General features: G+C 71.9%; 23 protein-coding genes and 1 riboswitch. Of the genes, 12 read left to right on the top strand and 11 right to left on the bottom strand.

All coding sequences use genetic code 11. From position 1 onward, the window contains the following. Positions 1-31: 31 nt before the first annotated feature. Both ABZX75_RS09230 and ABZX75_RS09225 read right to left on the bottom strand, forming a co-directional pair. Positions 32-652, bottom strand: a complete 621-nt coding sequence (locus tag ABZX75_RS09230) for a response regulator transcription factor (protein ID WP_355409462.1) — start codon at positions 650-652, stop codon at positions 32-34. Beyond that, the gene (locus ABZX75_RS09225; RefSeq protein ID WP_355409604.1) at positions 649-1,920 is read right to left on the bottom strand and encodes a sensor histidine kinase; all 1,272 of its coding nucleotides are present in this window, start codon (positions 1,918-1,920) and stop codon (positions 649-651) included. The genes ABZX75_RS09230 and ABZX75_RS09225 overlap by 4 nt, the downstream gene beginning before the upstream one ends. A gap of 434 nt (positions 1,921-2,354) precedes the next feature. Between ABZX75_RS09225 and ABZX75_RS09220 the strand changes: the two genes are divergently transcribed. Further along, positions 2,355-2,903: a heme-binding protein gene (locus ABZX75_RS09220; RefSeq protein ID WP_355409460.1), complete on the top strand. Its 549-nt coding sequence runs from the start codon at positions 2,355-2,357 to the stop codon at positions 2,901-2,903. A gap of 41 nt (positions 2,904-2,944) precedes the next feature. Next, positions 2,945-4,366, top strand: a complete 1,422-nt coding sequence (locus ABZX75_RS09215; protein ID WP_355409458.1) for a M1 family metallopeptidase — start codon at positions 2,945-2,947, stop codon at positions 4,364-4,366. A 35-nt stretch (positions 4,367-4,401) separates the two neighbouring features. On the opposite strand, the gene ABZX75_RS09210 is transcribed toward ABZX75_RS09215, so the two are convergent. Together ABZX75_RS09210 and ABZX75_RS09205 are read right to left on the bottom strand one after the other, a co-directional pair. Continuing rightward, on the bottom strand, positions 4,402-4,935 hold the full coding sequence (locus ABZX75_RS09210) for a GNAT family N-acetyltransferase (RefSeq protein WP_355409456.1): 534 nt from the start codon (positions 4,933-4,935) through the stop codon (positions 4,402-4,404). Positions 4,936-5,100: 165 nt separating this feature from the next. Beyond that, a complete protein-coding gene (locus ABZX75_RS09205) occupies positions 5,101-5,676 on the bottom strand; it encodes a TerD family protein (RefSeq protein ID WP_355409454.1) in 576 nt (191 codons plus the stop codon). A 147-nt stretch (positions 5,677-5,823) separates the two neighbouring features. On the opposite strand from ABZX75_RS09205, the gene arfB reads away from it, so the two are divergent. Next, positions 5,824-6,249 carry an alternative ribosome rescue aminoacyl-tRNA hydrolase ArfB gene (arfB, locus tag ABZX75_RS09200; protein ID WP_355409452.1) on the top strand — a complete coding sequence of 142 codons (426 nt, stop codon included), beginning with the start codon at positions 5,824-5,826 and terminating at the stop codon, positions 6,247-6,249. 169 nt (positions 6,250-6,418) lie between these two features. On the opposite strand, the gene ABZX75_RS09195 is transcribed toward arfB, so the two are convergent. Next, complete coding sequence (locus ABZX75_RS09195) at positions 6,419-6,988, bottom strand: flavin reductase family protein (protein ID WP_355409450.1); 570 nt, start codon at positions 6,986-6,988, stop codon at positions 6,419-6,421. A 299-nt stretch (positions 6,989-7,287) separates the two neighbouring features. Between ABZX75_RS09195 and cdgB the strand changes: the two genes are divergently transcribed. Both cdgB and ABZX75_RS09185 read left to right on the top strand, forming a co-directional pair. Next, positions 7,288-9,120: a diguanylate cyclase CdgB gene (gene cdgB, locus ABZX75_RS09190; RefSeq protein WP_355409448.1), complete on the top strand. Its 1,833-nt coding sequence runs from the start codon at positions 7,288-7,290 to the stop codon at positions 9,118-9,120. Positions 9,121-9,188: 68 nt separating this feature from the next. Beyond that, a complete protein-coding gene (locus ABZX75_RS09185; RefSeq protein ID WP_355409446.1) occupies positions 9,189-10,199 on the top strand; it encodes a CBM35 domain-containing protein in 1,011 nt (336 codons plus the stop codon). Between the two features lie 35 nt (positions 10,200-10,234). Here ABZX75_RS09185 and ABZX75_RS09180 read toward each other — a convergent pair whose 3' ends face one another. From ABZX75_RS09180 to ABZX75_RS09170, 3 genes are all read right to left on the bottom strand, one after another. Then, positions 10,235-11,152, bottom strand: coding sequence for a 1-phosphofructokinase family hexose kinase (locus ABZX75_RS09180; RefSeq protein WP_355409444.1), 918 nt, complete (start codon positions 11,150-11,152; stop codon positions 10,235-10,237). 99 nt (positions 11,153-11,251) lie between these two features. Next, on the bottom strand, positions 11,252-12,415 hold the full coding sequence (nagA, locus tag ABZX75_RS09175; protein ID WP_355409442.1) for an N-acetylglucosamine-6-phosphate deacetylase: 1,164 nt from the start codon (positions 12,413-12,415) through the stop codon (positions 11,252-11,254). Beyond that, a complete protein-coding gene (locus ABZX75_RS09170; RefSeq protein WP_355409603.1) occupies positions 12,415-13,347 on the bottom strand; it encodes an ROK family protein in 933 nt (310 codons plus the stop codon). Before ABZX75_RS09170 ends, nagA begins: the two co-directional genes overlap by 1 nt. A gap of 209 nt (positions 13,348-13,556) precedes the next feature. Between ABZX75_RS09170 and ABZX75_RS09165 the strand changes: the two genes are divergently transcribed. From ABZX75_RS09165 to otsB, 3 genes are all read left to right on the top strand, one after another. Continuing rightward, positions 13,557-14,867, top strand: a complete 1,311-nt coding sequence (locus ABZX75_RS09165; RefSeq protein ID WP_355409440.1) for an extracellular solute-binding protein — start codon at positions 13,557-13,559, stop codon at positions 14,865-14,867. 123 nt (positions 14,868-14,990) lie between these two features. Then, positions 14,991-15,227 (top strand): DUF3263 domain-containing protein, encoded by a 237-nt coding sequence (locus ABZX75_RS09160; protein ID WP_355409438.1) that lies wholly within the window; start codon positions 14,991-14,993, stop codon positions 15,225-15,227. 71 nt (positions 15,228-15,298) lie between these two features. Beyond that, entirely contained in the window at positions 15,299-16,147 is an 849-nt protein-coding gene (otsB, locus tag ABZX75_RS09155) for a trehalose-phosphatase (protein ID WP_355409436.1), read from the top strand. Positions 16,148-16,333: 186 nt separating this feature from the next. On the opposite strand, the gene ABZX75_RS09150 is transcribed toward otsB, so the two are convergent. Both ABZX75_RS09150 and ABZX75_RS09145 read right to left on the bottom strand, forming a co-directional pair. After that, the gene (locus ABZX75_RS09150) at positions 16,334-17,809 is read right to left on the bottom strand and encodes a trehalose-6-phosphate synthase (protein ID WP_355409434.1); all 1,476 of its coding nucleotides are present in this window, start codon (positions 17,807-17,809) and stop codon (positions 16,334-16,336) included. Positions 17,810-17,882: 73 nt separating this feature from the next. After that, positions 17,883-18,860, bottom strand: coding sequence for a glucosyl-3-phosphoglycerate synthase (locus ABZX75_RS09145; protein WP_355409432.1), 978 nt, complete (start codon positions 18,858-18,860; stop codon positions 17,883-17,885). Between the two features lie 175 nt (positions 18,861-19,035). Then, a riboswitch (SAM riboswitch) is annotated at positions 19,036-19,194 on the top strand. Between ABZX75_RS09145 and thrC the strand changes: the two genes are divergently transcribed. From thrC to groL, 4 genes are all read left to right on the top strand, one after another. Then, the gene (thrC, locus tag ABZX75_RS09140; RefSeq protein ID WP_355409430.1) at positions 19,188-20,486 is read left to right on the top strand and encodes a threonine synthase; all 1,299 of its coding nucleotides are present in this window, start codon (positions 19,188-19,190) and stop codon (positions 20,484-20,486) included. Its footprint overlaps the riboswitch before it by 7 nt. 34 nt (positions 20,487-20,520) lie before the next feature. Then, entirely contained in the window at positions 20,521-20,796 is a 276-nt protein-coding gene (locus ABZX75_RS09135; RefSeq protein WP_355409428.1) for a MoaD/ThiS family protein, read from the top strand. A 395-nt stretch (positions 20,797-21,191) separates the two neighbouring features. Next, positions 21,192-21,398 carry a cold-shock protein gene (locus tag ABZX75_RS09130; protein ID WP_030009783.1) on the top strand — a complete coding sequence of 69 codons (207 nt, stop codon included), beginning with the start codon at positions 21,192-21,194 and terminating at the stop codon, positions 21,396-21,398. Between the two features lie 349 nt (positions 21,399-21,747). Further along, positions 21,748-23,370 (top strand): chaperonin GroEL, encoded by a 1,623-nt coding sequence (gene groL, locus ABZX75_RS09125; protein ID WP_355409425.1) that lies wholly within the window; start codon positions 21,748-21,750, stop codon positions 23,368-23,370. A gap of 107 nt (positions 23,371-23,477) precedes the next feature. Here groL and ABZX75_RS09120 read toward each other — a convergent pair whose 3' ends face one another. Further along, positions 23,478-23,903 (bottom strand): GNAT family N-acetyltransferase, encoded by a 426-nt coding sequence (locus ABZX75_RS09120; RefSeq protein ID WP_355409423.1) that lies wholly within the window; start codon positions 23,901-23,903, stop codon positions 23,478-23,480. Between the last annotated feature and the right edge of the window lie 5 nt (positions 23,904-23,908).

Below are 23,908 nucleotides of genomic sequence, written 5' to 3'. Positions count from 1 at the left end.
CCCGGACTCCGTGGTTCGGCCCGGCGCGGGGTCAGGGGAGGAGGCGTTGTTCCTTGGCGACCGAGACCGCGCCCGCGCGGGTGTCGACGCCGAGTTTGTCGTAGATGCGGCCCAGGTGGGTCTTGACCGTGGCTTCGCTGATGAAGAGGGCGCGGGCGATGTCGCGGTTGCCGAGGCCGCGGGCCAGCTGGCCGAGGATGTCCAGTTCGCGGTCGGTCAGGGTGGGGCGCGTGCCGCGCATCTGGGCCATCACGCGGGTGGCCACCGGTGGGGAGAGGGTGGTGCGGCCCTGGGCGGCCGAGTGGATGGCGGCGAAGAGCTCCTCCGGACGTTCCGCCTTGAGGAGGTAGCCCGTCGCGCCCGCGCCGATCGCCCGGGTGATGTCCGCGTCGGTGTCGTACGTGGTGAGGACCAGGACGTGCGGGGGGTCGGGAAGGGCCGTGATGCGGCGGGTTGCCTCGACGCCGTCGATGCCCTCGCCGAGCTGGAGGTCCATCAGGACCACGTCGGGCCGGAGTTTGGCCGCCAGGGCCACCGCCTCCTCGCCGCTGCCCGCCTCGCCGAGGACTTCGATGTCCGGCTCGCTGCCGAGCAGCGCCAGGAGTCCGGCGCGGACGACGATGTGGTCGTCGCAGAGGAGGATCGTCGTCATCCGGTGGGCTCCAGGGGGATGGCCGCGGAGAGGACTGTGCCCTCGCCCGGCGTTGATTCGATGGTCAGGGTGCCGCCGAGCTGGCGGACGCGGGCGCGCATCGCCGGCAGGCCGTGGCCGCGGTTCGGGTCGGCGGCGGAAGCCGGGGCGCCGATTCCGATTCCGGTTCCGGTTTCGGTGCCGGTGCCGGTTCGCGTTCCGGTTCCGGTGCCGTTGGTCGTGGCGGAGCCGGGACGGGGCTCGGGGAAGCCGTGGCCGTCGTCGGCGATGTCCAGGACCACCTGGTCGCCCAGGAAGCTCAGGGTGAGGGCGGCCGTACGGGCGCCGGAGTGTTCGCGGACGTTGGCCAGCGCGCCCTGCGCTATGCGCAGCAGGGCCGACTGGATGCGGTCCGGAAGCGGGGCGGGGGTGCCTTCGAGGTGGAAGCGGACGTCGATGTCCGGGCCGGCGTCCAGGGCGCGCAGGGCGTCGGCGAGACCGGCACCGTCGGCGAGTTCCGGCGGCGCCAGGTCGTGTACGAGCCGTCGCGCCTCGGCGAGGCCGCGTGCGGCGATGCCGGTGGCGGTACGGACGTGCGCGCGGGCGGTCTCCGGGTCGGTGTCCCAGGTACGGTCCGCCGCCTGGAGCAGCATCCGCTGGCTGGACAGGTTCTGGGCGAGGGTGTCGTGGATCTCCATGGACAGCCGTTGCCGTTCGGCGAGGGTGCCTTCGCGGCGCTCGGTGGCGGCCAGCTCCCGGCGCGTCCGGATCAGGTCGTCGATCAGCGACTGCTGGGCCTGCGCCTGGCGTTCCATGTGGACGAAGACGGCCGTGGCGAGGGCCGCGACGGCGGGCGGGGCCAGCAGGAGGTTCGGGTCGAAGGCGGTGGCGAGCTGGAGCTGGGCCGTCACGACGAAGGCGGTGAGCAGGGCGACGAGGACGATCGCGGCGCGTGCGGGGAGGGTGCGCAGGGCGGTGAAGAAGAGGGGGACCGCGCACCAGGCGAAGCTCGGCGCGAGGACGACCAGCACCACCCAGGTGGCGACGATCAGGCCGAGCCAGACAAGTCGGCCGGTGGGCTGCGCCGCCGCCGGGGGGCGCGGCCGGCCCGTCGTGCCGGGCCGCTGCGTGGGGCGGGGCTGCCGGGCGCCCACGGCGGGGCCGAGGACGTACAGCAGGGCCAGGGCGATGCTCAGGGCGATGACCCACGGGGTGCGGGGTTCGCCGGGGTGCCGGAGGAGGAAGCGGGCCACCGAGGCGCCCAGGAGCAGGAAGAACGCCGTGTGCATGACGGTGGCCAGGGCGCGGGTGTCGGGATCGGTCGACGGGTGCAGCCGCGGGGGATGGCTCACGGGGTGCTCCTGGAGTGGGTGGTACGTACCCCCATCCTGCCGTGTGCCTGCGGCGCGGGGCGGGGTTCCTGGGGCGGGGGCGCGGGGCGGTGTCGTGGTGGGTGCGCGCCCGCCGGTCGGGGCTTGGGTCGGCGGTCCTGTGGGGCTGCGGGGCGGGGTGGGGTGGGGTGGGGTGGGGTGGGGGTCAGCCAAGCCGGTGGGGAACGGCAGGCGCATCGGCCGATCGGATGACCCCGGGGTCAACCGCTGCGCTGGCCGGGGCGAGCCGGTACGGGGACCAGTCGGCCGGGGGTCCGGGCACAGGCTTGGAGCAGTGGAGGAGCCGGCCCGGCCGGACCGTCCCGATGCCGCCACCGTACTCAGGAGCAGAGATGAACACCCGCACCCGCGTTCTCACCGGTACCGCCCTCGCCGTCGCGCTCGGCGCCGGGACCTTCGGCGCCGTCAGCGCCAGCGCCAGCCCCGCCCCGGCCGCCGCCCCCGCGGTCGCCGCGAAGAAGGCGGACGACAAGAACTTCACCACCTCGACCCACCTCACCGTCGACGCCGCCACCCGGGCCGCCCAGGCCGCGCTCCAGGCCGCCGAGAAGGAGAACCAGAAGGTGACGGTCGCGGTCGTGGACCGCAACGGCAACACGATCGTCACCCTGCGCGGCGACGGCGCCGGTCCGCAGTCCTACGAGTCGGCGCAGCGCAAGGCCTACACCGCCGTGTCCTGGAACGCCCCGACCTCGGTGCTCGCGGGCCGCCTCGCCCAGACCCCGAACCTGAAGGACATCCCGGGCACCCTCTTCCTCGGCGGCGGCACCCCGGTGCAGGCCAACGGCGCCCCGGTCGCCGGCGTCGGTGTCGCCGGCGCGCCGAGCGGTGACCTGGACGAGAAGTTCGCCAAGGCGGGCGTCGACGCGCTGGCCAACTGATCCCGGCGGGCAGGCCCGTACCCCCGCTTAGGATCGAGCGCGTGGAACACCGCGTGCTCAACCGCCTCGCCGTCCCCGCCGTTGCCGCCCTGCTCGCCGTCACCACGGCGTGTACGGGCGGCTCGGTGCAGGGGCGGCCGGGTGCGGCGGGGCTGCGCGACCCCTACTTCCCGAAGGCCGGCAACGGGGGCTACCAGGTCGACCACTACGAGCTGGACCTCGCCTACGACCCCGCGGACGGGGAGCTGAACGGCACGGCCGTCATCACCGCCCGCGCCGAGCAGACGCTCAGTTCCTTCAACCTCGACCTCACCGGCCTGCGCGTCGAGGGGGTGACGGTGCAGGGGGCGGGGGCCCGCTACAACCGCTCCGGCAACGAGCTGACCGTGCGTCCGGCCGGGGACCTGAAGAAGGGCGAGGTCTTCCGTACGGAGGTCGAATACGGCGGCAGGCCCAGGACTGTCACCGATGCGGACGGTTCCAAGGAGGGCTGGATCACCACCGAGGACGGCGCGGTCGGCGTCGGCGAGCCGGTCGGGTCCATGGCCTGGTTCCCCGGCAACCACCACCCGAGCGACAAGGCCGCCTACGACATCACGCTCACCGTCCCGTCCGGCTACGAGGCCGTCTCCAACGGGGAGTTGCGCTCGCGTACCGAAGTGGACGGCGGGCAGACCGAGTTCGCGTGGCACAGCCGGGAGCCGATGGCGAGCTACCTGGCCACCGCCGCCGTCGGCGAGTACCGGGTGACGACGGGACGGACCGCCGGATCGGGGATCCCGGTCTACAACGCCGTGGCACCCGGCGAGGCGGCGGGGAGCGCGGGTCCGCTCGCGCGGCTGCCGGAGATGGTGGAGTGGGGCAGCGGCAGGTTCGGCCCGTACCCCTTCAGCACGGCGGGCGCGATCGTCCTGCCCGCCGGCACCCTGCCCTACGCGCTGGAGACGCAGACCAGGCCCGTCTTCTCCGGCGCGCCCGACGAGGAGCTCGTGCTGCACGAGCTCGCCCACCAGTGGTTCGGCAACTCGGTGTCGCCGAAGTCCTGGAAGGACATGTGGCTCAACGAGGGCTTCGCGACGTACGCCGAGTGGCTGTGGGCCGAGGATCACGGCGGGACCACCGCGCAGGAGAGGTTCGACGCGTTCCTGGAGGGTGACACCCAGGTCGACGCGAACGCCGGCTCGGACTGGGACGCCTTCCCGCCCGCCGCGCCGCCCGGGCCCGAGCACATCTCGGGGAATCCGGTCTACTTCCGCGGTGCGATGGTGCTGCACCGGATCCGCCAGGAGGTGGGCGACGACAGGTTCTTCGCCCTGCTCCGCGGCTGGGCCGCCGAGCACCGGCACGGCAATGCCGCCACGGCCGACTTCACCGCCTACGCGGACCAGAAGACGGGGCACGACCTGAAGAAGGTCTGGGACGGCTGGCTGTACGGGCAGGGCCGCCCGAAGCCCGCCCCGTAGGCCCGGGCTCTCGGCTCACGGCTCTCGGCTTACGGCTAACCGGCCCGCGCTGCTTCGAGCGTCTTGCGCAGCACCGTGCACGGACGGCCCCGCTCCCGGTCCTCCGCGTGGCGCAGGGCGGCATAGCCCTGGGAGTGCCAGAAGGCCAGGGCCTCGGGGTTGGCGTCCAGTACGGCGAGGCGTACGCCCGTCCGTCCGGCGGCGTGGAACCGGTCCTCGACCAGGCGGGCCATGGTCCGGCCGTATCCCTCGCGGTGCGCGGTCGCGTCGATGAGCAGCAGGCCGATCCACGGGTCGGGGTCGCCGGAGGCCGGGTCGGGGTGGTGGGCCAGGGTGGTGGCCAGGCCGACGAGCCGGCCTGCGGAACGGGCGAGGAGGACCTCGGCGCCGTCCAGGGCGAGCTCGTCGGCGAGGGCGGCCGCGACCTGCTCGACGGTGATGCGGTCCGGGGCGGGGAAGTCGCCGCTGAGTTCGAAGAACGCGTGGTTCGTCGCGTAGAGGGCGGCGATCTCGGTGAGGACCGGACCGGGCAGGTTGCCGTCCACGGGGACGAGCGGTTGGAGAATCACCTGGTGAACGGTAGCGAAGCCCCCTCCCCGGACGGCCGGGAGGGGACTTCACCACCGTTTTCGCCGGTGGGGCGCTCCGAACTCACCAGACCCCGGAGCTCAGAGCCGGAGCCGGAGCTGGAGTCGGAGTCGGAGCCAGATCCACAGGTGGATCCAGAGCCTGACTTAGACGTTGACGCCGAAGTCCTGGGCGATGCCGGTGAGGCCGGAGGCGTAGCCCTGGCCGACCGCGCGGAACTTCCACTCGGCGCCGCTGCGGTAGAGCTCGCCGAAGACCATGGCGGTCTCGGTCGCCGCGTCCTCGGAGAGGTCGTAGCGGGCGATCTCGCCGCCGCCCGCCTGGTTCACGACGCGGATGTACGCGTTGCGGACCTGGCCGAAGTTCTGGCTGCGGGCCTCGGCGTCGTAGATGGAGACCGGGAAGACGATCTTGTCGACGTCGGCCGGCAGGCCGGCGAGGTTGACGTTGATGGCCTCGTCGTCGCCCGCGCCCTCGCCGGTGCGGTTGTCACCGGTGTGGACGATGGTCTGGTCCGGGGTGGACTTGTTGTTGAAGAAGACGAAGTGTCCGTCGGAGACGACCTTGCCCGTCGGGTTGACCGCGATGGCGGACGCGTCGAGGTCGAAGTCGACACCGGTCGTCGTACGGACGTCCCAGCCGAGGCCGACCGTGACGGCGGTGAGGCCGGGGGCCTCCTTCGTGAGCGAGACGTTGCCGCCCTTGGACAGGCTTACTGCCATCGGAATGTCCCTTTCCCATACAACATGCACGTACTGACCACGAGATGCGGTCAAGTTACCGCTGATTGTCTAACGCGAGGAGGGGCCACTCGGGTTCCCGCGTGAAATGCGGGTGACGAGGTCGGGGCGGGAGCGGATCATAGAGGCATGCCTGGTCCCTATGTCATCCGTGGTTCGGTCGTGCTCCCCGAGGGCGAGCTCGCCTGGCGTTTCTCGCGGTCCTCCGGGCCGGGCGGGCAGCACGTGAACACCTCGGACTCGCGGGTGGAGCTGCTGTTCGACCTCGCGGCGTCGAACGCGCTGCCGGAGGTGTGGAAGGCGCGGGCGCTGGAGCGGCTCGCCACCCGGCTGGTGGACGGGGTGGTGACGGTACGGGCCTCCGAGCACCGGTCGCAGTTCCGCAACCGGGAGATGGCGCTGGTCCGGCTGGCCTCGCTGCTCGCGGAGGCGACGGCGCCGCCGCCGAAGCCGCGTCGGGCGACGAAGATCCCGCGGGGGATCAATGAGCGCCGGCTGCGGGAGAAGAAGGCCCGGGCCGAGACCAAGCGGGGCCGTACCGGCCGGGACTGGTAGCCCCCGCCCGCCGGGCCGGATCCGCAGGCCTGCCGCACGCGGGAACCCGCCCCCCCCGGATCCGCAGGCCTCCCGCACGCGGGAACCCGCACCCTCCGAGCCCCTCCCGCCCGCAGGAACCCGCACCCTCCGGCCCCCGCCCGATCTCCGCAGCCGCCCCCGCGCGGCCCTACAGGCCCAGGTGCCGGTACCGGCCCCGGAAGTACGTCAGGGGCGGTGCGTCCGGGGCCGGCAGCGCGGTCGTCAGTACGCGGCCGACGACCAGGGTGTGATCGCCCGCCGCGACGCGGTTCTCCGTACGGCATTCGAGGGTGGCGAGGGCGCCCGTCAGCAGCGGTGCGCCGGAGACCTCGCCGCGGACGTACGGGAGGTCCGCGAAGAGCAGGCGGTCGCTGATGCGGCCCTTCATCGAGAAGCGGCTCGCCACCTGCACCTGGTGGTCGGCGAGGATCGAAACGCCCCACAGCGGCTGCTCCGCGAGCAGGTCGTCCATCCGGGAGCCCTCGCGCAGGCTCACCACGACCAGCGGCGGGTCCAGGGACACGGACATGAAGGCGGTCGCCGTCATGCCGGCGTCCTCGCCGCGCGGGCCGTCGGCCGTCAGGGGCGTCTCGTGTGCGGTGATCAGGCACACGCCCGCCGCCAGCCGGGACATCGCGGCCAGGAACTCGTCGTTGCTCACCCCCTCAGGATGGGGGGTGCGGTGGAGGGCGTGGGTTACGGGGGTCGTCTCGGGCACGCTGAAACGCTAATCTCGCGGGCCGCGGGGGCACATCGGGCGCTGGTCCGAGTCGCGCCCCACCCCTGGACCTAGGCCACGCTTATCGTTTGCCCCCGGAAAGGGCCGGGAGCGCTCCCAGGTCTCGCGGGGCTGGTGAGTACCGTTATTCATCTCATGTGACTTAAGTCACACAGGCCAAGATTTGTTGACCCTGTGTACCTGCCGCACAGCTCACTGTGATTCAGTGGACGGGACACCGCAACGAAACGCCGATGACACACCTGGAGTTGCTGTCGAGGTCTCGGGGAGAGCGAGCAATGGAGACCGAGTCGGAGCCGTACGTCCGTCTTGCGACCCTGCGGCAGCTGCACCAGGTGGTGGCCGAACTCAACACGGCCAGGAGCCTGGCGGACACTCTGCAGACCGTCGTGGACGGCATCGTCGTGGGCCTCGGCTACGAACTCGCCTGTGTCAACCTCGTACGCCCCGACGGTGATCTCGTCGTCGCCGCCTTCGCCGGCGACCCCGCGGCCGAGGCCCTCATCACCGGCCGCGTCGGCTCCCGCCCCTCCTGGGAACGCCGCCTGACGATGGGTGAGAACTGGGACGGGCTGCGCTTCATCCCGCACACCGAGGGCTGGGTCCTCATGGAGGACGACGTCCCCCAGTGGCACACCGAAGGCCCCGAACCGCGGTTCGAGGACGAGTGGCACCCCGAGGACCGCCTCTACGCCCCGATGCACGCGTCCGGCGGGGAACTTCTGGGCGTCATCTCGGTGGACAGGCCGCGAAACGGGCGCCGACCCGGCGCGTGGGGGCGCGAAGCGCTCCAGATGTACGCCTTCCAGGCGGCGATTGCGATCAGCAATGCCAGGCTCCGCGCGAACATGCAGCGCGCCCTGGTCCGGCTGGAACGCGAGCAGCAGGCGCTGCGTGCCAGTGAGGAGTCGTTCCGGCAGGCCTTCGAGTACGCGCCCAGCGGCATGGCCATCGCCGAGATGGGCGGGGACCAGCACGGCCGGCTCCTGCGGACCAACGACGCGCTGTGCCGGCTGCTCGGCCGCCCGGCCTCCGTCCTGCGCCGCTACTCCTTCTCCGACCTGGTCCACCCCGAGGACATCGGCACCCTGCTGCGCACCTCGGCCGAGGGCGGCCGCGCCGAGCTGCGCCTCGGCCGCCGCGACGGCACGTATGTATGGGTCTCGCTGCGCAATTCCGTGGTCGCGGACGCCGCCGACGGGCCGCGGTTCCTGCTGACGCACGTCGAGGACATCGAGGAGCGCAAGCGCCACGAGCTCCAGCTCGCGCACCGGGCCAGCCACGACTCGCTGACCGGCCTCCCCAACAGCGCCGAGCTGCGGTCCCGGCTGGGCGCGCGGCTGTGCCGCAGACCGCAGTCCGTACGCGCCACCGCGGTGGAGGCCCTGGACGCGGCCTACGAGGGCCAGGCGGGGCAGGTGGTGCAGCAGCCGGGCCATGCTGGGCAGCAGGGGTATTCCGGGCCGCCGGGCCATACCGGTCAGCCGGTCCAGGCGGGTTACCCCGGTTACCCGGGCTACGGGGACTACGCGGGACACGAGGTGCGGGCCGAGGCGGGTGGTGCCGGTGAGCACGGCTTTCAGCCCGACGGCGCGAACCGATTCGCGGGGTCCGACTCCTTCGAGTACCCCGGAGCGGTGCCCGCTCAGGCGGACGGGCCGTACGACCACCACGTGCACACGGTGGCGCCCTCGACGGAGATCGACGACGGGACCAAGGGGCTCGCGGTGCTCTTCTGCGACCTCGACGGCTTCAAGTCGATCAACGACCGCTTCGGCCACCACACCGGTGACGCGGTCCTGATCGAGGTGGCCCGGCGCCTGACGACCGGCGTCAGGGACGGTGACACCGTCGCTCGGCTGGGTGGTGACGAATTCGTCGTCCTGGCCGACGGGCTGGGTGCGGCGGACGCCGCCGACCTCGCGGTCCGGCTGCGCAACGCGATCATCCCGCCGATCCGCGTGGACGGCCGCGCGGTGCGCGTCGGGGCCAGTTTCGGCATCGGCTGGGCGAGTTGCGGCATGTCGGCGGACGAGGTGTTGCGCTCCGCCGACCAGCGCATGTATATCGAGAAAAGGTCCCGCTCCAAGGCGCACCGCCGGGCCGGCTGAGCTGATCGGCCGTCCGGGGGCGCATGTGTTCGGGGTAGGCTCCCGTGGGTCGAAAGGAGTGACCTGCGATGACGACGCCCGCGAACAACGGCCCGCACGGTGGGGCGAGCAAGCCCGAGGACGACGATCCGTTCGGCTATCTCTACGCGGACGGCCAGGCCGCCGGAGCCACCCCGCCTCCGGGCGGTGGATATGGCTACCCCGGTCCGACGGGCGGTGGTCAGCCCGGCGCGCAGCCCGGCGTCCCCCGTACCTCGTACAACCAGGTGCGTACGGTCGGTGAGCGGACGTACGGCGGCCAGCGCGGCCCGGTTCCGCAGCAGCAGCCGCCCTACCAGGCGCAGTACCAGTCCCCCGAGGCGATCCAGGCGGGCGGCTACGGTGTCCCGCCGCAGCAGCAGTCCCCGCAGTCGTACACCCAGCAGATCGTGCCGCCGAGCCACGGCGGTGGCGGCGGGTCCAGCCGCAAGGGCATGCTCATCGCGGCCGTCGCGGTGGTCGCCGCGGTCGTGATCGGGATCGGTGCGGCGCTGGCCTTCGGCGGCAAGGGCGAGGACAAGGGCGGCGACTCCGCGAACGGCGGCCAGAACCAGTCGGCGCCCCCGCAGACCCAGTCCAGCCCGCCCCCGAGCGGCTCCCCGAAGCCGCCGGAGGTCCAGCTGCCGAAGGCGGACTTCGCGGGGGCCGGCATGTCCCTCACGGGCGGTGCCGTCTTGCAGAACACGGTGCCGGGTGCGAAGAGCGCCGGTGGCCAGTACGTGGGCGGTCTGAGCGCGGTCGGCGCGGCGGCGACCTGGACCCTCGACGTCCCCAAGGCGGGCTCGTACAAGCTGAAGATGACCTACGGGGTGCCCGGCAAGGATGCCAGCACCACGCTGACCGTCAACGGCGAGGCGCAGACCCGGCCGATCAACATGAAGAACTTCTCGAAGGCCGCCGAGGGCGACTGGGCCAAGGGCTGGACCAACACGTACTCGATCGTCCAGCTCAAGCAGGGCTCGAACACGATCAGGATCTCGTGCGAGGCCGGCAACCAGTGCGAGGTCAACCTCGACCAGCTCTGGCTGGAACAGGGCTGAGCCAACCCACCGCCAGGCCCTGGTAGTGCAACGGGCTAGCTCGCCGTCACCTTCACCGACCCCCGTACCTCGTCGTAGGTGCGGGGGTCGAACTCTCCCGCCGCAGCGGCGCGGACCGTGGCCGCCGAGAGGGCGACCGCGCGGATCAGGCGGTCCGGCCAGTCCAGGCCCTCCGTGAGGGCGGACAGGAGTCCGGCGACGGCGGAGTCCCCGGCTCCGGTGGGGTTGCCGGACAGGGCGCGCGGCGGGGCCGCCTGCCAGGTGCCCTCGGCGGTGGCGGCCAGCAGCCCGTCCGGGCCGAGTGAGGTGACCACGGCGTGGGCGCCCCGGCGGCGGGCGTCGCGGGTGGCGGGGAGCGGGTCGCGGGAGCCGGTGAGCTCGGCCAGCTCGGCGGCGTTCGGCTTGATCATCTCGGGCCGGGCGGCGATCCCGCGGCGCAGGGCCTCGCCGCTGGTGTCCAGGAGGACGGGGACCCCGGCCGCGCGGGCCGACCGTACGAGCACGGCGTACGCGCCCACCGGCACGCCCGGCGGGAGGCTGCCGCACAGGGCCACCGCGCGGGCGCCGGCCACCAGGGCCTCGTACCGGGAGAGGAACCGCGTCCATTCCGCAGTGGTGATCAGCGGGCCCGGCTCGTTGAACTGCGTGGTGTCGCCCGAGGCCTCGTCGGCGACGGCCAGGGTGCGGCGGGTGGTGCCCGCACAGGGGACCAGGGCGTCCACCACCCCGGGGGACCGCGCCAGCAGGTCCCGTACGACGGAGCCGACCGGGCCGCCCGCGAAGCCCGTCGCCGTCACCTCGTGGCCGAGCGCGGCCAGCACGCGGGCGACGTTGATCCCCTTGCCGCCGGGGCGTTCGGTGACGCCGGTGACCCGGTGCGAGGCGTGCGGGAGCAGCCGCGGCACGCGGTAGGTGACGTCGAGCGCGGTGTTGAGCGTCACGGTCAGGATCATGGGCACCCCCGGTCTCTTGCTGCCGGGATCATGCCAAACGCAGCGCGGCCGGCCCAGTGTCCTGGGCCGACCGCTTCGTCACGTACAGCCGCTTGGCCGTCAGGCGGCCGTGACAGCGGCGGGGCTGACGACCCATTCGCCGCGGCGCATGACGCCCCTGACGTCGAACTCGGCGTCGAGGACGACCAGGTCCGCGTACTTGCCCGGCTCCAGCGAGCCGATCTCGTCGTACAGGCCGATCAGCTTGGCCGGGTTGGCGGAGATCGCCTGGACCACGGACTCCACCGGCAGCTTGTCGAGGGTGACCGAACGCTTGAAGGCGGTGTCCAGGGTGAGGGTGGAACCGGCGATCGAGCCGCCCTCGACGAGCCGGGCCACGCCCTGCTTGACCTCGACCTCCAGCAGGCCGAGGTGGTAGGTCCCGTCGCCGAAGCCGGCCGCGTCCATGGCGTCGGTGATCAGCGCCACGCGGTGCGCGCCCGCGTGGTGGAAGGCCAGCTCCAGCGCCGCCGGGTGCAGGTGGGTGCCGTCGTTGATCAGCTCGACGGTGATCCGCTCGTCCTCCAGCAGCGCGGCGATCGGGCCCGGCTCGCGGTGGGCCAGGCCGGGCATCGCGTTGAAGAGGTGGGTGGCCACGGTGGCGCCCGCGTCGATGGCGGCGCGCGTCTGCTCGTACGTGGCGTCCGTGTGGCCGATCGCGGCGATGACGCCGTGCTCGGTCAGGAGCCGTACGGAGTCCAGGCCGCCCGGCAGCTCGGTGGCGAGGGTGAACATGCGGGCGGCGCCGTGGGCGGCGTCGACCAGCTTGCGGACCTCGGCCGGATCCGGGTCGCGCAGCAGGTCCTCCTTGTGCGCGCCCTTGCGGCAGGGGGAGATGAACGGCCCCTCGAAGTGGATCCCCGCGATCTCGCCCTGCTGGGTCAGTTCGGCGAGCAGCCCGGCGCGCCGGGCCAGCTCGTCCAGGTCGCCGGTGACGGTGGAGGCGATCAGGGTGGTGGTCCCATGCGCGCGGTGCGTGCGTACGCCCTGGAGGACCTCCTCGGCGGTGCCGGAGGTGAAGGAGGCGCCGCCGCCGCCGTGATTGTGCATGTCCACGAAGCCGGGGACGATCCAGTGCCCGGACAGGTCGACGACGTGCGCGCCCTCGTGGGCGCTGCCGGCGATGCGCCGGCCGTCGACGATGACGCGGCCGTTGGCCACGGTTCCGGTGGGCAGCACCACCCTGGCGCCGGAGAGAACAGTGCTGTGCGCGCTTCCGGACATCAGGCAGGTACCTCCGTGGCGAGTAGGTCCCAGGCGAGCAGCCCTGCGCCCAGGCATCCGGCGGTGTCCCCGAGGGCCGCCGGAACGATGTGGGGCAGCCGCTGGAACGTCACGCGCTCCTCCACGGCCGCCCGTAGGGGTGTGAACAAGGTCTCTCCCGCCTCGGCCAGCCCGCCACCGATGATCAGCGTGCGCGGGTCCAGCAGGGTGATGGCGGTGACCAGCCCGTCGGCGAGTGCGCCGACCGCCTCCAGCCACACCTTCCGGGCGCGGGGGTCGCCCGACGCGACGGCCGCGGCGCAGTCGGCGGCGTCCGCCCCGGGGTCCCCGGCGGCGGCCGCCCAGGCGCGGCTGACGGCGGAGGCGGAGGCGAGGGTCTCCAGGCAGCCGCGCTGGCCGCAGCCGCACGCGGGGCCGCCGGGGCGGACCACGATGTGGCCGATCTCGCCCGCGTAGCCGTGGGCGCCGGCCTCGATGCGGCCACCGATGCCGATGGCTCCGGCGATGCCGGTGCCGAGCGGGACGAAGAGGAAGCGGTCGGCGCCCCGGCCGGCGCCGATGCGGCCCTCGGCGAGTCCGCCCGTGCGGACGTCGTGGCCCAGGGCGACCGGGAGGGAGCCGAGGCGTCCGCTGAGCAGGTCGCGCATCGGGACGTCGCGCCAGCCGAGGTTCGCCGCGTAGACGGCGATCCCGTTCGAGGCGTCGACGATGCCGGGGACGGCGACGCCGGCGGCCGAGGCGGCTTCACCGAAGCGCTCGCGGCCCAGGACGAGGAGCTCGGCGGCGAAGGCCAGGATCGTCTCGACGACGGCTTCGGGGCCCCGCTCGCGTCCGGTGGCGCGGCGCGCCTCGTGGAGCAGGGTGCCGTCGGCGGCGACGAGGGCGGCCTTCATCCCGGTGCCGCCCACATCGAGGGCGATGACGTGTTTCACGGGTTTCACAGGAACAGTCTCGCGTGCTCGGCGGGCAAAGGTCTAGTCCATTGAGAGGGATTGTTGAGTGGCCATACAAAATCGGGACCCCGCTCCGGATACGAACCGGACACGGAGCGGATCCCGAACGGATCCCGAGGTGAACGAGCCGCCAAAGTGGTGTAGACCTTACGTGGATCGTACGTACAACAAGGGGTGGAACGAGAACTGTGAAGGGCCGTTACCTGAGCCTGGCCGCGTCCGGCGCCGCACTGTGCCTGACAGCCGTGACGCTGACGGGCTGCGGAGCCCTCGGCGGACTCACCGAGGACAACGAGGTGACCCTGCGGGTCGTGGCGGCCGACTACGGGGACAATCCGCAGAACTCCTCGACGGTCTACTGGAAGGGCCTCGCCGACGGCTTCCAGAAGAACCACCCCGGGATCAAGGTCGAGGTGAGCGTCTACTCCTGGTCGGAGGTCGACGCCAAGGTCGCCGAGATGGTCAAGGCCGGCAAGGCGCCCGACATCGCGCAGATCGGCGCCTACGCCGACTACGCGGCCGCCGGCAAGCTCTACACCGCGGCCGAGCTGCTCTCCGTGAAAACCGAGGCCGACTTCCTCGGGCCGCTCGCGGACGCGGGCAAGGTCGGGCGGATCCAGTACGGGCTGCCCTTCGTGGCCAGCACGCGGCTGCTCTTCTACAACGAGAAGCTGCTGGGCGACGCGGGCGTCCTCCCCAAGGACGCCAAGAACGGCTGGCAGCCCAAGAGCTGGGCGGAGCTGGAAGCCGCCGCGAAGAAGCTCAAGGGCGCGGGCGTGCCGACACCCTTCGCGCTGCCGCTGGGCCGTGAGGAGGCGCAGGCCGAGACGATGATGTGGATGCTCTCGGGCGGTGGCGGCTACACCGACGACGAAGAGGCGTACTCCATCGACTCCGTCGAGAACGTCAAGACGCTGGAGTTCCTGCGCGACAAGATGGTCGGCCAGGGGCTGACCGGACCGGTCGAGCCGGGCAAGCTGGACCGGCAGGCCGCCTTCGAAGCCTTCACGCGGGGCGAGGTCGGCATGCTCAACGGGCACCCGACGCTGCTGAAGCAGGCCGGTGCCAAGGGAGTGAAGTTCGGCATGGTCACCATGCCGACGGCCGACGGGACCGACCACTCGGCGATGGGCGTCGCGGACTGGGTGATGGCCTTCAAGAACGGGCACAAGACGGAGTCCGGGAAGTTCCTGGACTACCTGTACGAGCCGAAGAACGTGACGGCCTTCACGACCATGTACGACCTGCTGCCCGCCACGACCAGCGGTTACCGGGCGATGGAGGCCGGTGCGGGCGGCGCGGGCGGCGCCGCGCCGCAGCTGAAGACCTTCCTGGCGGCGCTGCCGAGCGCCCGGCTGTACCCCGTCGGCAAGAAGTCCTGGGCGGGCGTGAGCGAGAACATCAAGCAGAACATCGGCAAGACCGTGCAGCCGGGCGGACAGCCGGCGAAGGTGCTGGAGGAGATCGCGACGGCGGCGCGGGCGGCGGATCCGAGCTGAGCGGCGCGGAGCCGGGCCGGCTGGGCCGGGGGCCGGGCCGGGTGGCCGGGCGGGGTGGCCCGGGTAGGTGGGCCGGGATGGCCGCGCCGGGCCCGTGTCGGTGGGCGGCGTTAATCTGGCGGTATGACGGACGAGGGGCAGTTGACGGCCACGGAGGCCGCGGTGCTCGCGTACGAGGCCCGCACCTGGCCCGGGCCCGGGGCCAAGGAGCGGGCCATCCGCGAAGGACTGGGGATGCCCCCGGTCCGCTACTACCAACTGCTCAACGCGCTCATGGACGACCCGCGTGCCCTGGCCCACGCGCCGGGCACGGTGAACCGGCTGCGGCGGATCCGCGAGGCCCAGCGTGCCCGGCGGTGACAGCCGCCGGCCGCCGCCGGGGGTGGCCTGCGCCATAGCCGTCGCCCGGCGGGGCCGTTAGGGTCGTCCGTATGGGGAGCCACCCGCACGACTTGCCGACGCCCGTCACCGCAGCCGGGCGCGAGGGCCTCGAAGCCCTCCTCCGAACACCCCGCCGATCCGTGATCGGCCTCGACTTCGACGGCACCCTCGCCGACATCGTCCCGGACCCCGACCAGGCGCGCGCCCACACGGGAGCCGTAACCGCCCTGGCCGCGCTGGCCCCCGAAGTGGCCTCCGTGGCCGTGGTCACCGGCCGGCCGGCCGGCGTGGCCGTCCGCTACGGGGGCTTCGCCGGAGTCCCCGGACTGGAACACCTCGTCGTCCTCGGCCACTACGGGGCCGAGCGGTGGGACGCCGTCACCGGAATCGTCCACGCGCCCGCCGAACACCCCGGTGTGGCGGCCGTACGGGCGGAGCTGCCGGGATTCCTCGACGCGATCGGGGCCTGGCGGGGCACGTGGATCGAGGAGAAGGGCCGGGCACTGGCCGTGCACACGCGCCGCGCCGCCGACCCCGAAGCCGCCTTCGCCGCGCTGCGCGCACCTCTCGCCGAGCTGGCCGCGCGCCACGGGCTGATGGTCGAGCCGGGCCGGGCGGTGCTGGAGCTGAGGCCGCCGGGCATGGACAAGGGCGTCGCCCTGACGGAGTTCCTGGCGGAGCGGGAGGCCGAGGCGGTCCTGTACGCGGGGGACGACCTGGGCGACCTCGCGGCGTTTTCGGCCGTGGAGAAACGGCGGGCGGAGGGACTGCCGGGGCTGCTGGTGTGCAGTGGCTCCGCGGAGGTTCCGGAGCTGGCCGCCCGCGCGGACCTCATCGTGGACGGCCCGGCGGAGGTGGTGCGCCTCCTGGCGGCCCTTGCCGCTGCGCTGCGCGCCTGAACGAGCGCCGCCGCCGCTCCCGGGGCCGCGCCTCAAGCCGCGCCGCGGCCGAGGACCGCGCCCCGGGCGGCGCCTCAGGCTCCGCTGCCGCTGCCGCTGCCGCTGCCGCTGCCGCTGCCGCTGCCGCTGAGGGGCCGGGGCCCAGCCCCGAGCCCCGCGGGGCGGTCCCGCGGGGCTCGGGGTCGCTCAGGGTGACGTGGGCGCGCCGAGGTCGGACAGCTGGGCCGCGAACCACCGTGCCGGCGGCAGGGCCGTCGCCGCCGCGGCCAGGCGCTTCGTGCGCTCCGCCCGCTCCGGCTCCGGCATGGACAGCGCCGCGTGCAGCGCCTGCGCCGTCTCCGTGACGTCGTACGGGTTCACCGTCAGCGCGTCCTCGCGCAGTTCCCCGTACGCCCCCGCCCCGGTGGACAGCACCAGCGCGCACCCCGCCTCCGACACCACCGGGATCTCCTTGGCCACCAGGTTCATCCCGTCCCGCACCGGGTTCACCAGGGCCACGTCGGCCATCCGGTACGCCGCGAGCGAGCGCGTGAAGTCGTCCTTCACCGACACCAGCACCGGCTGCCAGTCCTCCGTGCCGAACTCCGCGTTGATCTCCCGCGCCAGCTCCCGCACCGACTCCGTGTACGCCCGGTACACCGCCAGGTCCTGCCGGGACGGGTACGCGGAGGCCAGGTGCACCACCCTGCCGCGCCACTCGGGGTGCGTGGTCAGCAGCTCCCGGTACGCCCGCAGTCCCCGCAGGATGTTCTTCGACAGCTCCGTGCGGTCCACCCGGACGATCGTCTTGCGGTCCCCGACCTCCGCCCGCAGTTCCGCGAGCTTCTCGTCGACCTCCGGCCGGTGCGCCAGCGCGCGCAGCTCGTCCGCCTCCACGCCGAGCGGGTATTCGGTCACCTCGGTGAACCGGCGTTCCGCGTACCCGCTCCCGTCCGCCTTCATCCTGCGGTGCCACACCCCGCGCTCCGCGTCCCCGGCCGGGAGGGACCCCTCCGCCACGCCGCTCGCGTCGTCCATGTTCGCGCCGGTGATGAAGTTGGCCGCCCACTCCCACGTGTGGAAGCCCAGCCGGTCCGCCCCGAGCATCCCCCACACCAGCTGCCGCCGGATGTCGTCGGGCAGCATGTGCAGGAACTCGCGGGACGCCCACGGCGTGTGCGTGAAGTGGGAGATCCGCAGGTCCGGCCGCAGCTCGCGCAGCGCACCCGGCACCAGCGCCAGGTGGTAGTCCTGCACCAGCACGCAGGCCCCGTCGCCCGCCTCCTGCGCCAAGGCCTCCGCGAAGGCCTGGTTGTAGGCGACGTACGACTCCCACTGCCGCCGGAACGCCGCGTCGAAGGCCGGCTCGCGCGGGATCTCGTACAGGTGGTGGTGGGTGAACCAGAGCACGGAGTTGGCGATGCCGTTGTACGCGTCGTCGTAAACGGTGGGATCGATGTCCAGCATCCGGACGCCCGGCTCGGCGGTGCCCCGGCGGACCGCCTCACGGTCCGCTTCCGAGAGCGCCGCGCAGATCCACACCGCATCGGGCTGCTCCGCGAGGGCCGTGGAGAGGCCCGAGACCAGACCGCCCCCGCCGCGCCGGGCACTGAGCGTGTCGTCGGCGGCGAGAGCGTAAGAGAGCGGGCCGCGATTCGCTGCAACGAGTACCTGAGAAGCCATGCGGCCAACCTAGCCCGGGTCGCTCCCGCTCAAACGTCCCCGGCCACCTCCGAGGGGCACGGGGTGTCCCGGGTCAGGCCACCCGGCGCCGCGCGTACTCGGTGACGCCGAGCATCGGCGGGCGCTCCTCGGTGTCCACCGGGTACGTCCGCGGCACGAACCCGTCCGGTCCCCGCTCGAACTGCGTCAGCTCCGGCCGTACGAGGTGCCCGCGCGACAGTCGCAGCTGCGCGGTCCGGTAGATCGCCGCGGCCATCCGGCCCAGTGCCTGCCCGTCCTGATGGCGGTGGAGCCGTACGCCGACATCCACCTGGGCCAGCGCGTCCAGCCCGACCGTGTGCAGCGCGTCCACCAGCAGGCCCAGCTCGACGCCGTACCCGACGGGGAACGGCAGCCGCTCCAGCAGGGAGCGGCGTACGGCGTACTCGCCGCCCAGCGGCTGCACGAACCCCGCCAGCCGCGGCCAGTGCAGGTTGAGCAGCGGGCGGGCCACCAGCTCCGTGACCCGGCCGCCCTGGCCGGGGGTCTTGCCGGAGGCGAGCCCGTCGAATTCCGTGTCGAGGGGGCGGTCGTACATGGCCTTGACGAACTGCACGTCCGGCTCGGTCAGCAGCGGGCCCACGATTCCGGAGACGAAGGCGGCCGAGAAGTCCCGCAGGTCGGCGTCGACGAAGCAGACGATGTCGCCGGTGGTGACCAGCAGCGAACGCCACAGCACCTCGCCCTTGCCGGGCAGGGCCGGGATGCGCGGAAGGATCTCGTCGCGGTGCACCACCCGGGCGCCGGCCGCGGCGGCCCGCTCCGCGGTCCGGTCGGCGGAACCCGAGTCGATGACGATCAGCTCGTCGACCAGGGGGACCGGAAGTCCCTCCATCAGCTCACGCCGTATCACCTCGACTATGGCGCCGACCGTCGCTTCCTCGTCGAGCGCCGGCAGCACCACGCTGACCGTGGTGCCCGCCGCCCGTTTCCGGTCGAGCAGCTGGGCGAGCGGTCGGTCGGCGGCGGACCAGGAGCGGTCGGCCAGCCAGCGCTCCACCTCTTCCAGCACTCTCAGCACTCCCTGGTTTGGGTCGATATGTGATCCATCTCGCGGTTCGGACGGCTGTCTCAACCGCCCGGGCCTTCGGTTACAGTCTTGAACAACGCGAAGGACCACCGCATGCCGGGGGTCCTCGCGCACAAATGCCCGGGTGCGCCATAGAGCGCGTCGCCCGGTGCCATACCGCTCATCCAGAGGGGCAGAGGGACACGGCCCGTTGAAGCCCCGGCAACCCTCCAGTCGGTTCTCGCGATCACGCACATCAGTGCCAGCAGCGAGGTCCCCGGCTAGGGAAGGTGCCAATTCCGTCTCATGGCGAAGTGCGCCATGGGGAAGATGAGGAGAAAGGGCCTCGCCATCATGGCTGCACAGACTGATTCCACCTCTGTTGACCTCGGACCCGCCACCGGCCTTTCCTGCCGGGAGTGCGCCACCCGCTTCGAGCTCGGCCCCATTTTCGCCTGCTCCGAGTGTTTCGGGCCGCTGGAAGTCGCCTACGACCTGCCGACCGGCGACCCGGAAGCCCTGCGCGCCGCGATCGAGGCCGGCCCCGACAACATCTGGCGTTACGCACCGCTGCTGCCCGTCCCCGCGGACGTGGCCTCCAAGCCGAGCCTGAACCCCGGCTTCACCAAGCTCGTGGACGCGGCCAATCTGGCCAAGGAGCTCGGCTTCACCGGCAAGCTCTACGTCAAGGACGACTCCGGCAACCCGACGCACTCCTTCAAGGACCGCGTCGTGGCCATCGCGGTCGAGGCCGCCCGCGCCTTCGGCTTCACCACCCTGTCCTGCTCCTCCACCGGCAACCTGGCCGGCGCCGTCGGCGCCGCGGCCGCCCGGGCCGGTTTCCGCTCCTGCGTGTTCATCCCGCACGACCTGGAGCAGGGCAAGGTCGTCATGGCCGGTGTGTACGGCGGCGACCTCGTGGGCATCGAGGGCAATTACGACGACGTCAACCGCTTCTGCTCCGAGCTCATCGGGGACCCGCTGGGCGAGGGCTGGGGCTTCGTCAACGTCAACCTGCGCCCGTACTACGGCGAGGGCTCCAAGACCCTCGCGTACGAGATCTGCGAGCAGCTCGGCTGGCAGCTGCCCGACCAGATCGTGATCCCCATCGCGTCTGGCTCGCAGCTGACGAAGATCGACAAGGGTCTGCAGGAGCTCGTCAAGCTCGGCCTCGTCGAGGACAAGCCGTACAAGATCTTCGGCGCCCAGGCCGAGGGCTGCTCCCCGGTGTCGACCGCCTTCAAGGCCGGTCACGACGTGGTCCGCCCGCAGAAGCCGAACACCATCGCCAAGTCGCTGGCGATCGGCAACCCGGCGGACGGCCCGTACGTCCTGGACATCGCCCGCCGCACCGGCGGCTACGTCGAGGACGTCAACGACGAGCAGGTCGTCGAGGCCATCAAGATCCTCGCGCAGACCGAGGGCATCTTCGCCGAGACCGCGGGCGGCGTGACCGTCGGCGTGACGAAGAAGCTCGTCGAGAACGGGCAGCTCGACCCGGCGCTGACCACCGTGATCCTGAACACGGGTGACGGCCTCAAGACCCTGGAGGCGGTGGCCGCGGACAGCGGCCAGAGCGCCACCATCCGCCCGAGCCTGGACGCGTTCCGCGCCGCCGGGCTGGCCTGACCCTCCTCCTGTACACCGGAAAGGCAGTAGCGCCATGAGCGTCAACGTCCGCATCCCCACCATCCTGCGCACCTACACCGGCGGCAAGGCCGAGGTCCCGGCCGAGGGCGCGACCCTCGCCGAGGTCATCCAGTCCCTGGAGCAGAGCCACCCGGGCATCGCCGCGCGCGTCCTGGACGACCAGGGGAAGCTGCGCCGCTTCGTCAACGTGTACGTCAACGACGACGACGTGCGCTTCGAGGGTGGACTGCAGACGGCGACCCCGGACGGCGCGGGCGTCTCGATCATCCCCGCCGTCGCCGGCGGCTGATCCGGTCAGCTGGCACGCGAAAACCGTAATTGCCCCCTCCGCTATAAACGGAGGGGGCAATTCTGCTTGATTGGGCGCGGTAGAGTTGGGGAAGTCCCCTCCGCTGTTCTTGCCCGCCGCATATGAGCGGGCCGCGTCAGGGTCGACATCGGGTCAATGTGCAAGTGCGGTATGAGGCTTTGGCGAGATATGCCGGGCCCGAGTTGCCCTGGAATATGGCAAATTTTCACTCTATTTCAATGTTTCCCCGTGTCCAGAATTCTCGTCGGATTGACCTGTTGCAGACAGCACCGACGCGGATACATTCAGCCTCGGTCGACGCGTTCCGGCGCAAGTTCTGACCCGGGAGCGCGAAGTGCGTTCCTGCGCAAGGGCCAGTAATAGGGGAGTTAGGCATGGCTCAGGGCACCGTCAAGTGGTTCAACGCGGAGAAGGGCTACGGCTTCATCGCGGTCGACGGTGGTGCGGATGTGTTCGTCCACTACAGCGCCATCCAGATGGACGGGTACCGCACCCTTGAAGAGGGTCAGCGGGTCGAGTTCGAGATCTCGCAGGGCCAGAAGGGTCCGCAGGCGGACATGGTCAAGCTCGCACTCGGCTAGCCCGGCGCGCTCGACCGCCGACGCGTACACACGTACACGTACCCACGTCGTACACACGAGGGGCCCACATCCTGGACACGGGATGCGGGCCCCTCGCGCGTCGTGCCCGGTCGGCCCGTGTCCCGCCTGCTTCTTCGCCGCGCGTTGCCCGAAGCCGCTTGCACTCGCGGGGGTCGAGTGCTAATCATTGGCGTTAGCACTCTCCAGGTGAGAGTGCTACTAAAACGAGGACCGGGTCGGTGAGGCCCGCAGGGTCCGGCGGGAAGGAACCGCCGGGCACGCAGGCCGTCCGTCGCGGGCGCGGGCGCGGTCCGGAGCAATCCACCCCTGTCCGGGAGGACCACTTCAGATGGCCAAGATCATTGCGTTCAACGAGGAGGCCCGGCGCGGTCTCGAGCGTGGGATGAACCAGCTCGCCGACGCCGTCAAGGTCACCCTTGGCCCCAAGGGTCGCAACGTCGTCCTTGAGAAGAAGTGGGGCGCCCCCACGATCACCAACGACGGCGTCTCCATCGCCAAGGAGATCGAGCTCGAGGACCCGTACGAGAAGATCGGCGCCGAGCTGGTCAAGGAAGTCGCCAAGAAGACGGACGACGTCGCCGGCGACGGTACGACCACCGCCACCGTGCTGGCCCAGGCACTCGTTCGCGAGGGCCTGCGCAACGTGGCCGCCGGCGCCAACCCGATGGCCCTCAAGCGTGGTATCGAGAAGGCCGTCGAGGCCGTCTCCGCCGCCCTGCTTGCCCAGGCGAAGGATGTCGAGACCAAGGAGCAGATCGCTTCCACGGCCTCCATCTCCGCTGCCGACACCCAGATCGGCGAGCTCATCGCCGAGGCCATGGACAAGGTCGGCAAGGAAGGCGTCATCACCGTCGAGGAGTCCCAGACCTTCGGTCTGGAGCTGGAACTCACCGAGGGTATGCGCTTCGACAAGGGCTACATCTCGGCGTACTTCGCCACCGACATGGAGCGCATGGAGTCGTCGCTCGACGACCCGTACATCCTGATCGTCAACTCCAAGATCGGCTCGGTCAAGGACCTGCTGCCGCTTCTGGAGAAGGTCATGCAGTCCGGCAAGCCGCTGCTGATCATCGCCGAGGACGTCGAGGGCGAGGCCCTCTCGACCCTGGTCGTCAACAAGATCCGCGGCACCTTCAAGTCCGTCGCCGTCAAGGCTCCGGGCTTCGGTGACCGCCGCAAGGCCATGCTCGGCGACATCGCCATCCTCACCGGTGGCACCGTCATCTCCGAGGAGGTCGGCCTCAAGCTGGAGAACGCCGGTCTCGACCTGCTGGGCCGCGCCCGCAAGGTCGTCATCACCAAGGACGAGACCACCATCGTCGACGGTGCCGGTGACAGCGACCAGGTCGCCGGTCGGGTGAACCAGATCCGTGCCGAGATCGAGAACTCCGACTCGGACTACGACCGCGAGAAGCTCCAGGAGCGCCTCGCGAAGCTGGCCGGCGGCGTGGCCGTCATCAAGGCCGGCGCCGCGACCGAGGTGGAGCTCAAGGAGCGCAAGCACCGCATCGAGGACGCCGTTCGCAACGCGAAGGCGGCCGTCGAAGAGGGCATCGTCGCCGGTGGTGGCGTGGCCCTGCTCCAGGCCTCCTCGGTCTTCGAGAAGCTCGACCTGTCGGGTGACGAGGCGACCGGCGCCAACGCCGTGAAGCTCGCCCTGGAGGCTCCGCTCAAGCAGATCGCCGTCAACGGTGGCCTCGAAGGCGGCGTCGTCGTGGAGAAGGTCCGCAACCTGACCGTCGGCTGGGGCCTGAACGCCGCGACCGGCGAGTACGTCGACATGATCGCCGAGGGCATCATCGACCCGGCGAAGGTCACGCGCTCCGCGCTGCAGAACGCCGCGTCGATCGCCGCGCTGTTCCTCACGACCGAGGCCGTCATCGCCGACAAGCCCGAGAAGGCCGGCGCCGGCGCGCCGGGCGGGATGCCGGGCGGTGACATGGACTTCTGATCGGCCCCTGGCTCCGGCCTCTGGTTGATCGGCTGTTCTCGAACGAGGGCGGCACCCCCGCGGGGGTGCCGCCCTCGGGCGTTTTCGCCGGACCGGTCGAGCGGTCCTCAGAGCTGCTTGAGGAAGTACACGTCCTCGTGGCCGCCCGGGAAGCCGGGCACGCGGGCCGTCTCCTCGTAGCCGTGGCGGGCGTAGAAGGCCGGCGCCTGGAAGGTGAAGGAGGAGACCATGATCGTGCGGCAGCCCCGGCGGCGGCCCTCGTCCTCGGCCGCGGCCAGCAGCTTCGCTCCCCAGCCCCCGCCGCGGCTGTCCTCGCGCACCCAGGTCAGCTCGATGCCCGCCCGGTCGCCCCAGCTCCAGCCGCTCAGGCCGGCCACGAGCGAGCCGTCGGCCTCCGTGATCCGTACGGTGAACTCAGATTGGTCGTGCCCGGCCGTCGCCGCCTTGTTGAAGGCGTCCAGCTCCTTGCCCAGCCGGGTGTCGAGCTCGGAATCCTGCCCGCCTGTGGTGATCTCCACCCCGTTCTCGTCCATCGGGC

It is taken from the genome of Streptomyces sp. NPDC003038 (assembly GCF_040611115.1).
Taxonomy (GTDB): Bacteria; Actinomycetota; Actinomycetes; order Streptomycetales; family Streptomycetaceae; genus Streptomyces.
The sequence above is the reverse complement of the archived record's forward strand: the minus strand, read 5'-3'. Positions and strand labels throughout refer to the sequence as shown.

Excerpts from the sequence above, each read along its gene's own strand:
- ABZX75_RS09230 (WP_355409462.1), bottom strand. The coding sequence starts at position 652 with ATGACGACGATCCTCCTCTGCGACGACCACATCGTCGTCCGCGCCGGA.
- ABZX75_RS09225 (WP_355409604.1), bottom strand. The coding sequence starts at position 1,920 with ATGCACACGGCGTTCTTCCTGCTCCTGGGCGCCTCGGTGGCCCGCTTC.
- ABZX75_RS09220 (WP_355409460.1), top strand. The coding sequence starts at position 2,355 with ATGAACACCCGCACCCGCGTTCTCACCGGTACCGCCCTCGCCGTCGCG.
- ABZX75_RS09205 (WP_355409454.1), bottom strand. The coding sequence starts at position 5,676 with ATGGCAGTAAGCCTGTCCAAGGGCGGCAACGTCTCGCTCACGAAGGAG.
- arfB (WP_355409452.1), top strand. The coding sequence starts at position 5,824 with ATGCCTGGTCCCTATGTCATCCGTGGTTCGGTCGTGCTCCCCGAGGGC.
- cdgB (WP_355409448.1), top strand. The coding sequence starts at position 7,288 with ATGGAGACCGAGTCGGAGCCGTACGTCCGTCTTGCGACCCTGCGGCAG.
- ABZX75_RS09185 (WP_355409446.1), top strand. The coding sequence starts at position 9,189 with ATGACGACGCCCGCGAACAACGGCCCGCACGGTGGGGCGAGCAAGCCC.
- ABZX75_RS09180 (WP_355409444.1), bottom strand. The coding sequence starts at position 11,152 with ATGATCCTGACCGTGACGCTCAACACCGCGCTCGACGTCACCTACCGC.
- nagA (WP_355409442.1), bottom strand. The coding sequence starts at position 12,415 with ATGTCCGGAAGCGCGCACAGCACTGTTCTCTCCGGCGCCAGGGTGGTG.
- ABZX75_RS09160 (WP_355409438.1), top strand. The coding sequence starts at position 14,991 with ATGACGGACGAGGGGCAGTTGACGGCCACGGAGGCCGCGGTGCTCGCG.
- otsB (WP_355409436.1), top strand. The coding sequence starts at position 15,299 with ATGGGGAGCCACCCGCACGACTTGCCGACGCCCGTCACCGCAGCCGGG.
- ABZX75_RS09150 (WP_355409434.1), bottom strand. The coding sequence starts at position 17,809 with ATGGCTTCTCAGGTACTCGTTGCAGCGAATCGCGGCCCGCTCTCTTAC.
- thrC (WP_355409430.1), top strand. The coding sequence starts at position 19,188 with ATGAGGAGAAAGGGCCTCGCCATCATGGCTGCACAGACTGATTCCACC.
- ABZX75_RS09135 (WP_355409428.1), top strand. The coding sequence starts at position 20,521 with ATGAGCGTCAACGTCCGCATCCCCACCATCCTGCGCACCTACACCGGC.
- ABZX75_RS09130 (WP_030009783.1), top strand. The coding sequence starts at position 21,192 with ATGGCTCAGGGCACCGTCAAGTGGTTCAACGCGGAGAAGGGCTACGGC.
- groL (WP_355409425.1), top strand. The coding sequence starts at position 21,748 with ATGGCCAAGATCATTGCGTTCAACGAGGAGGCCCGGCGCGGTCTCGAG.
- ABZX75_RS09120 (WP_355409423.1), bottom strand. The coding sequence starts at position 23,903 with ATGGACGAGAACGGGGTGGAGATCACCACAGGCGGGCAGGATTCCGAG.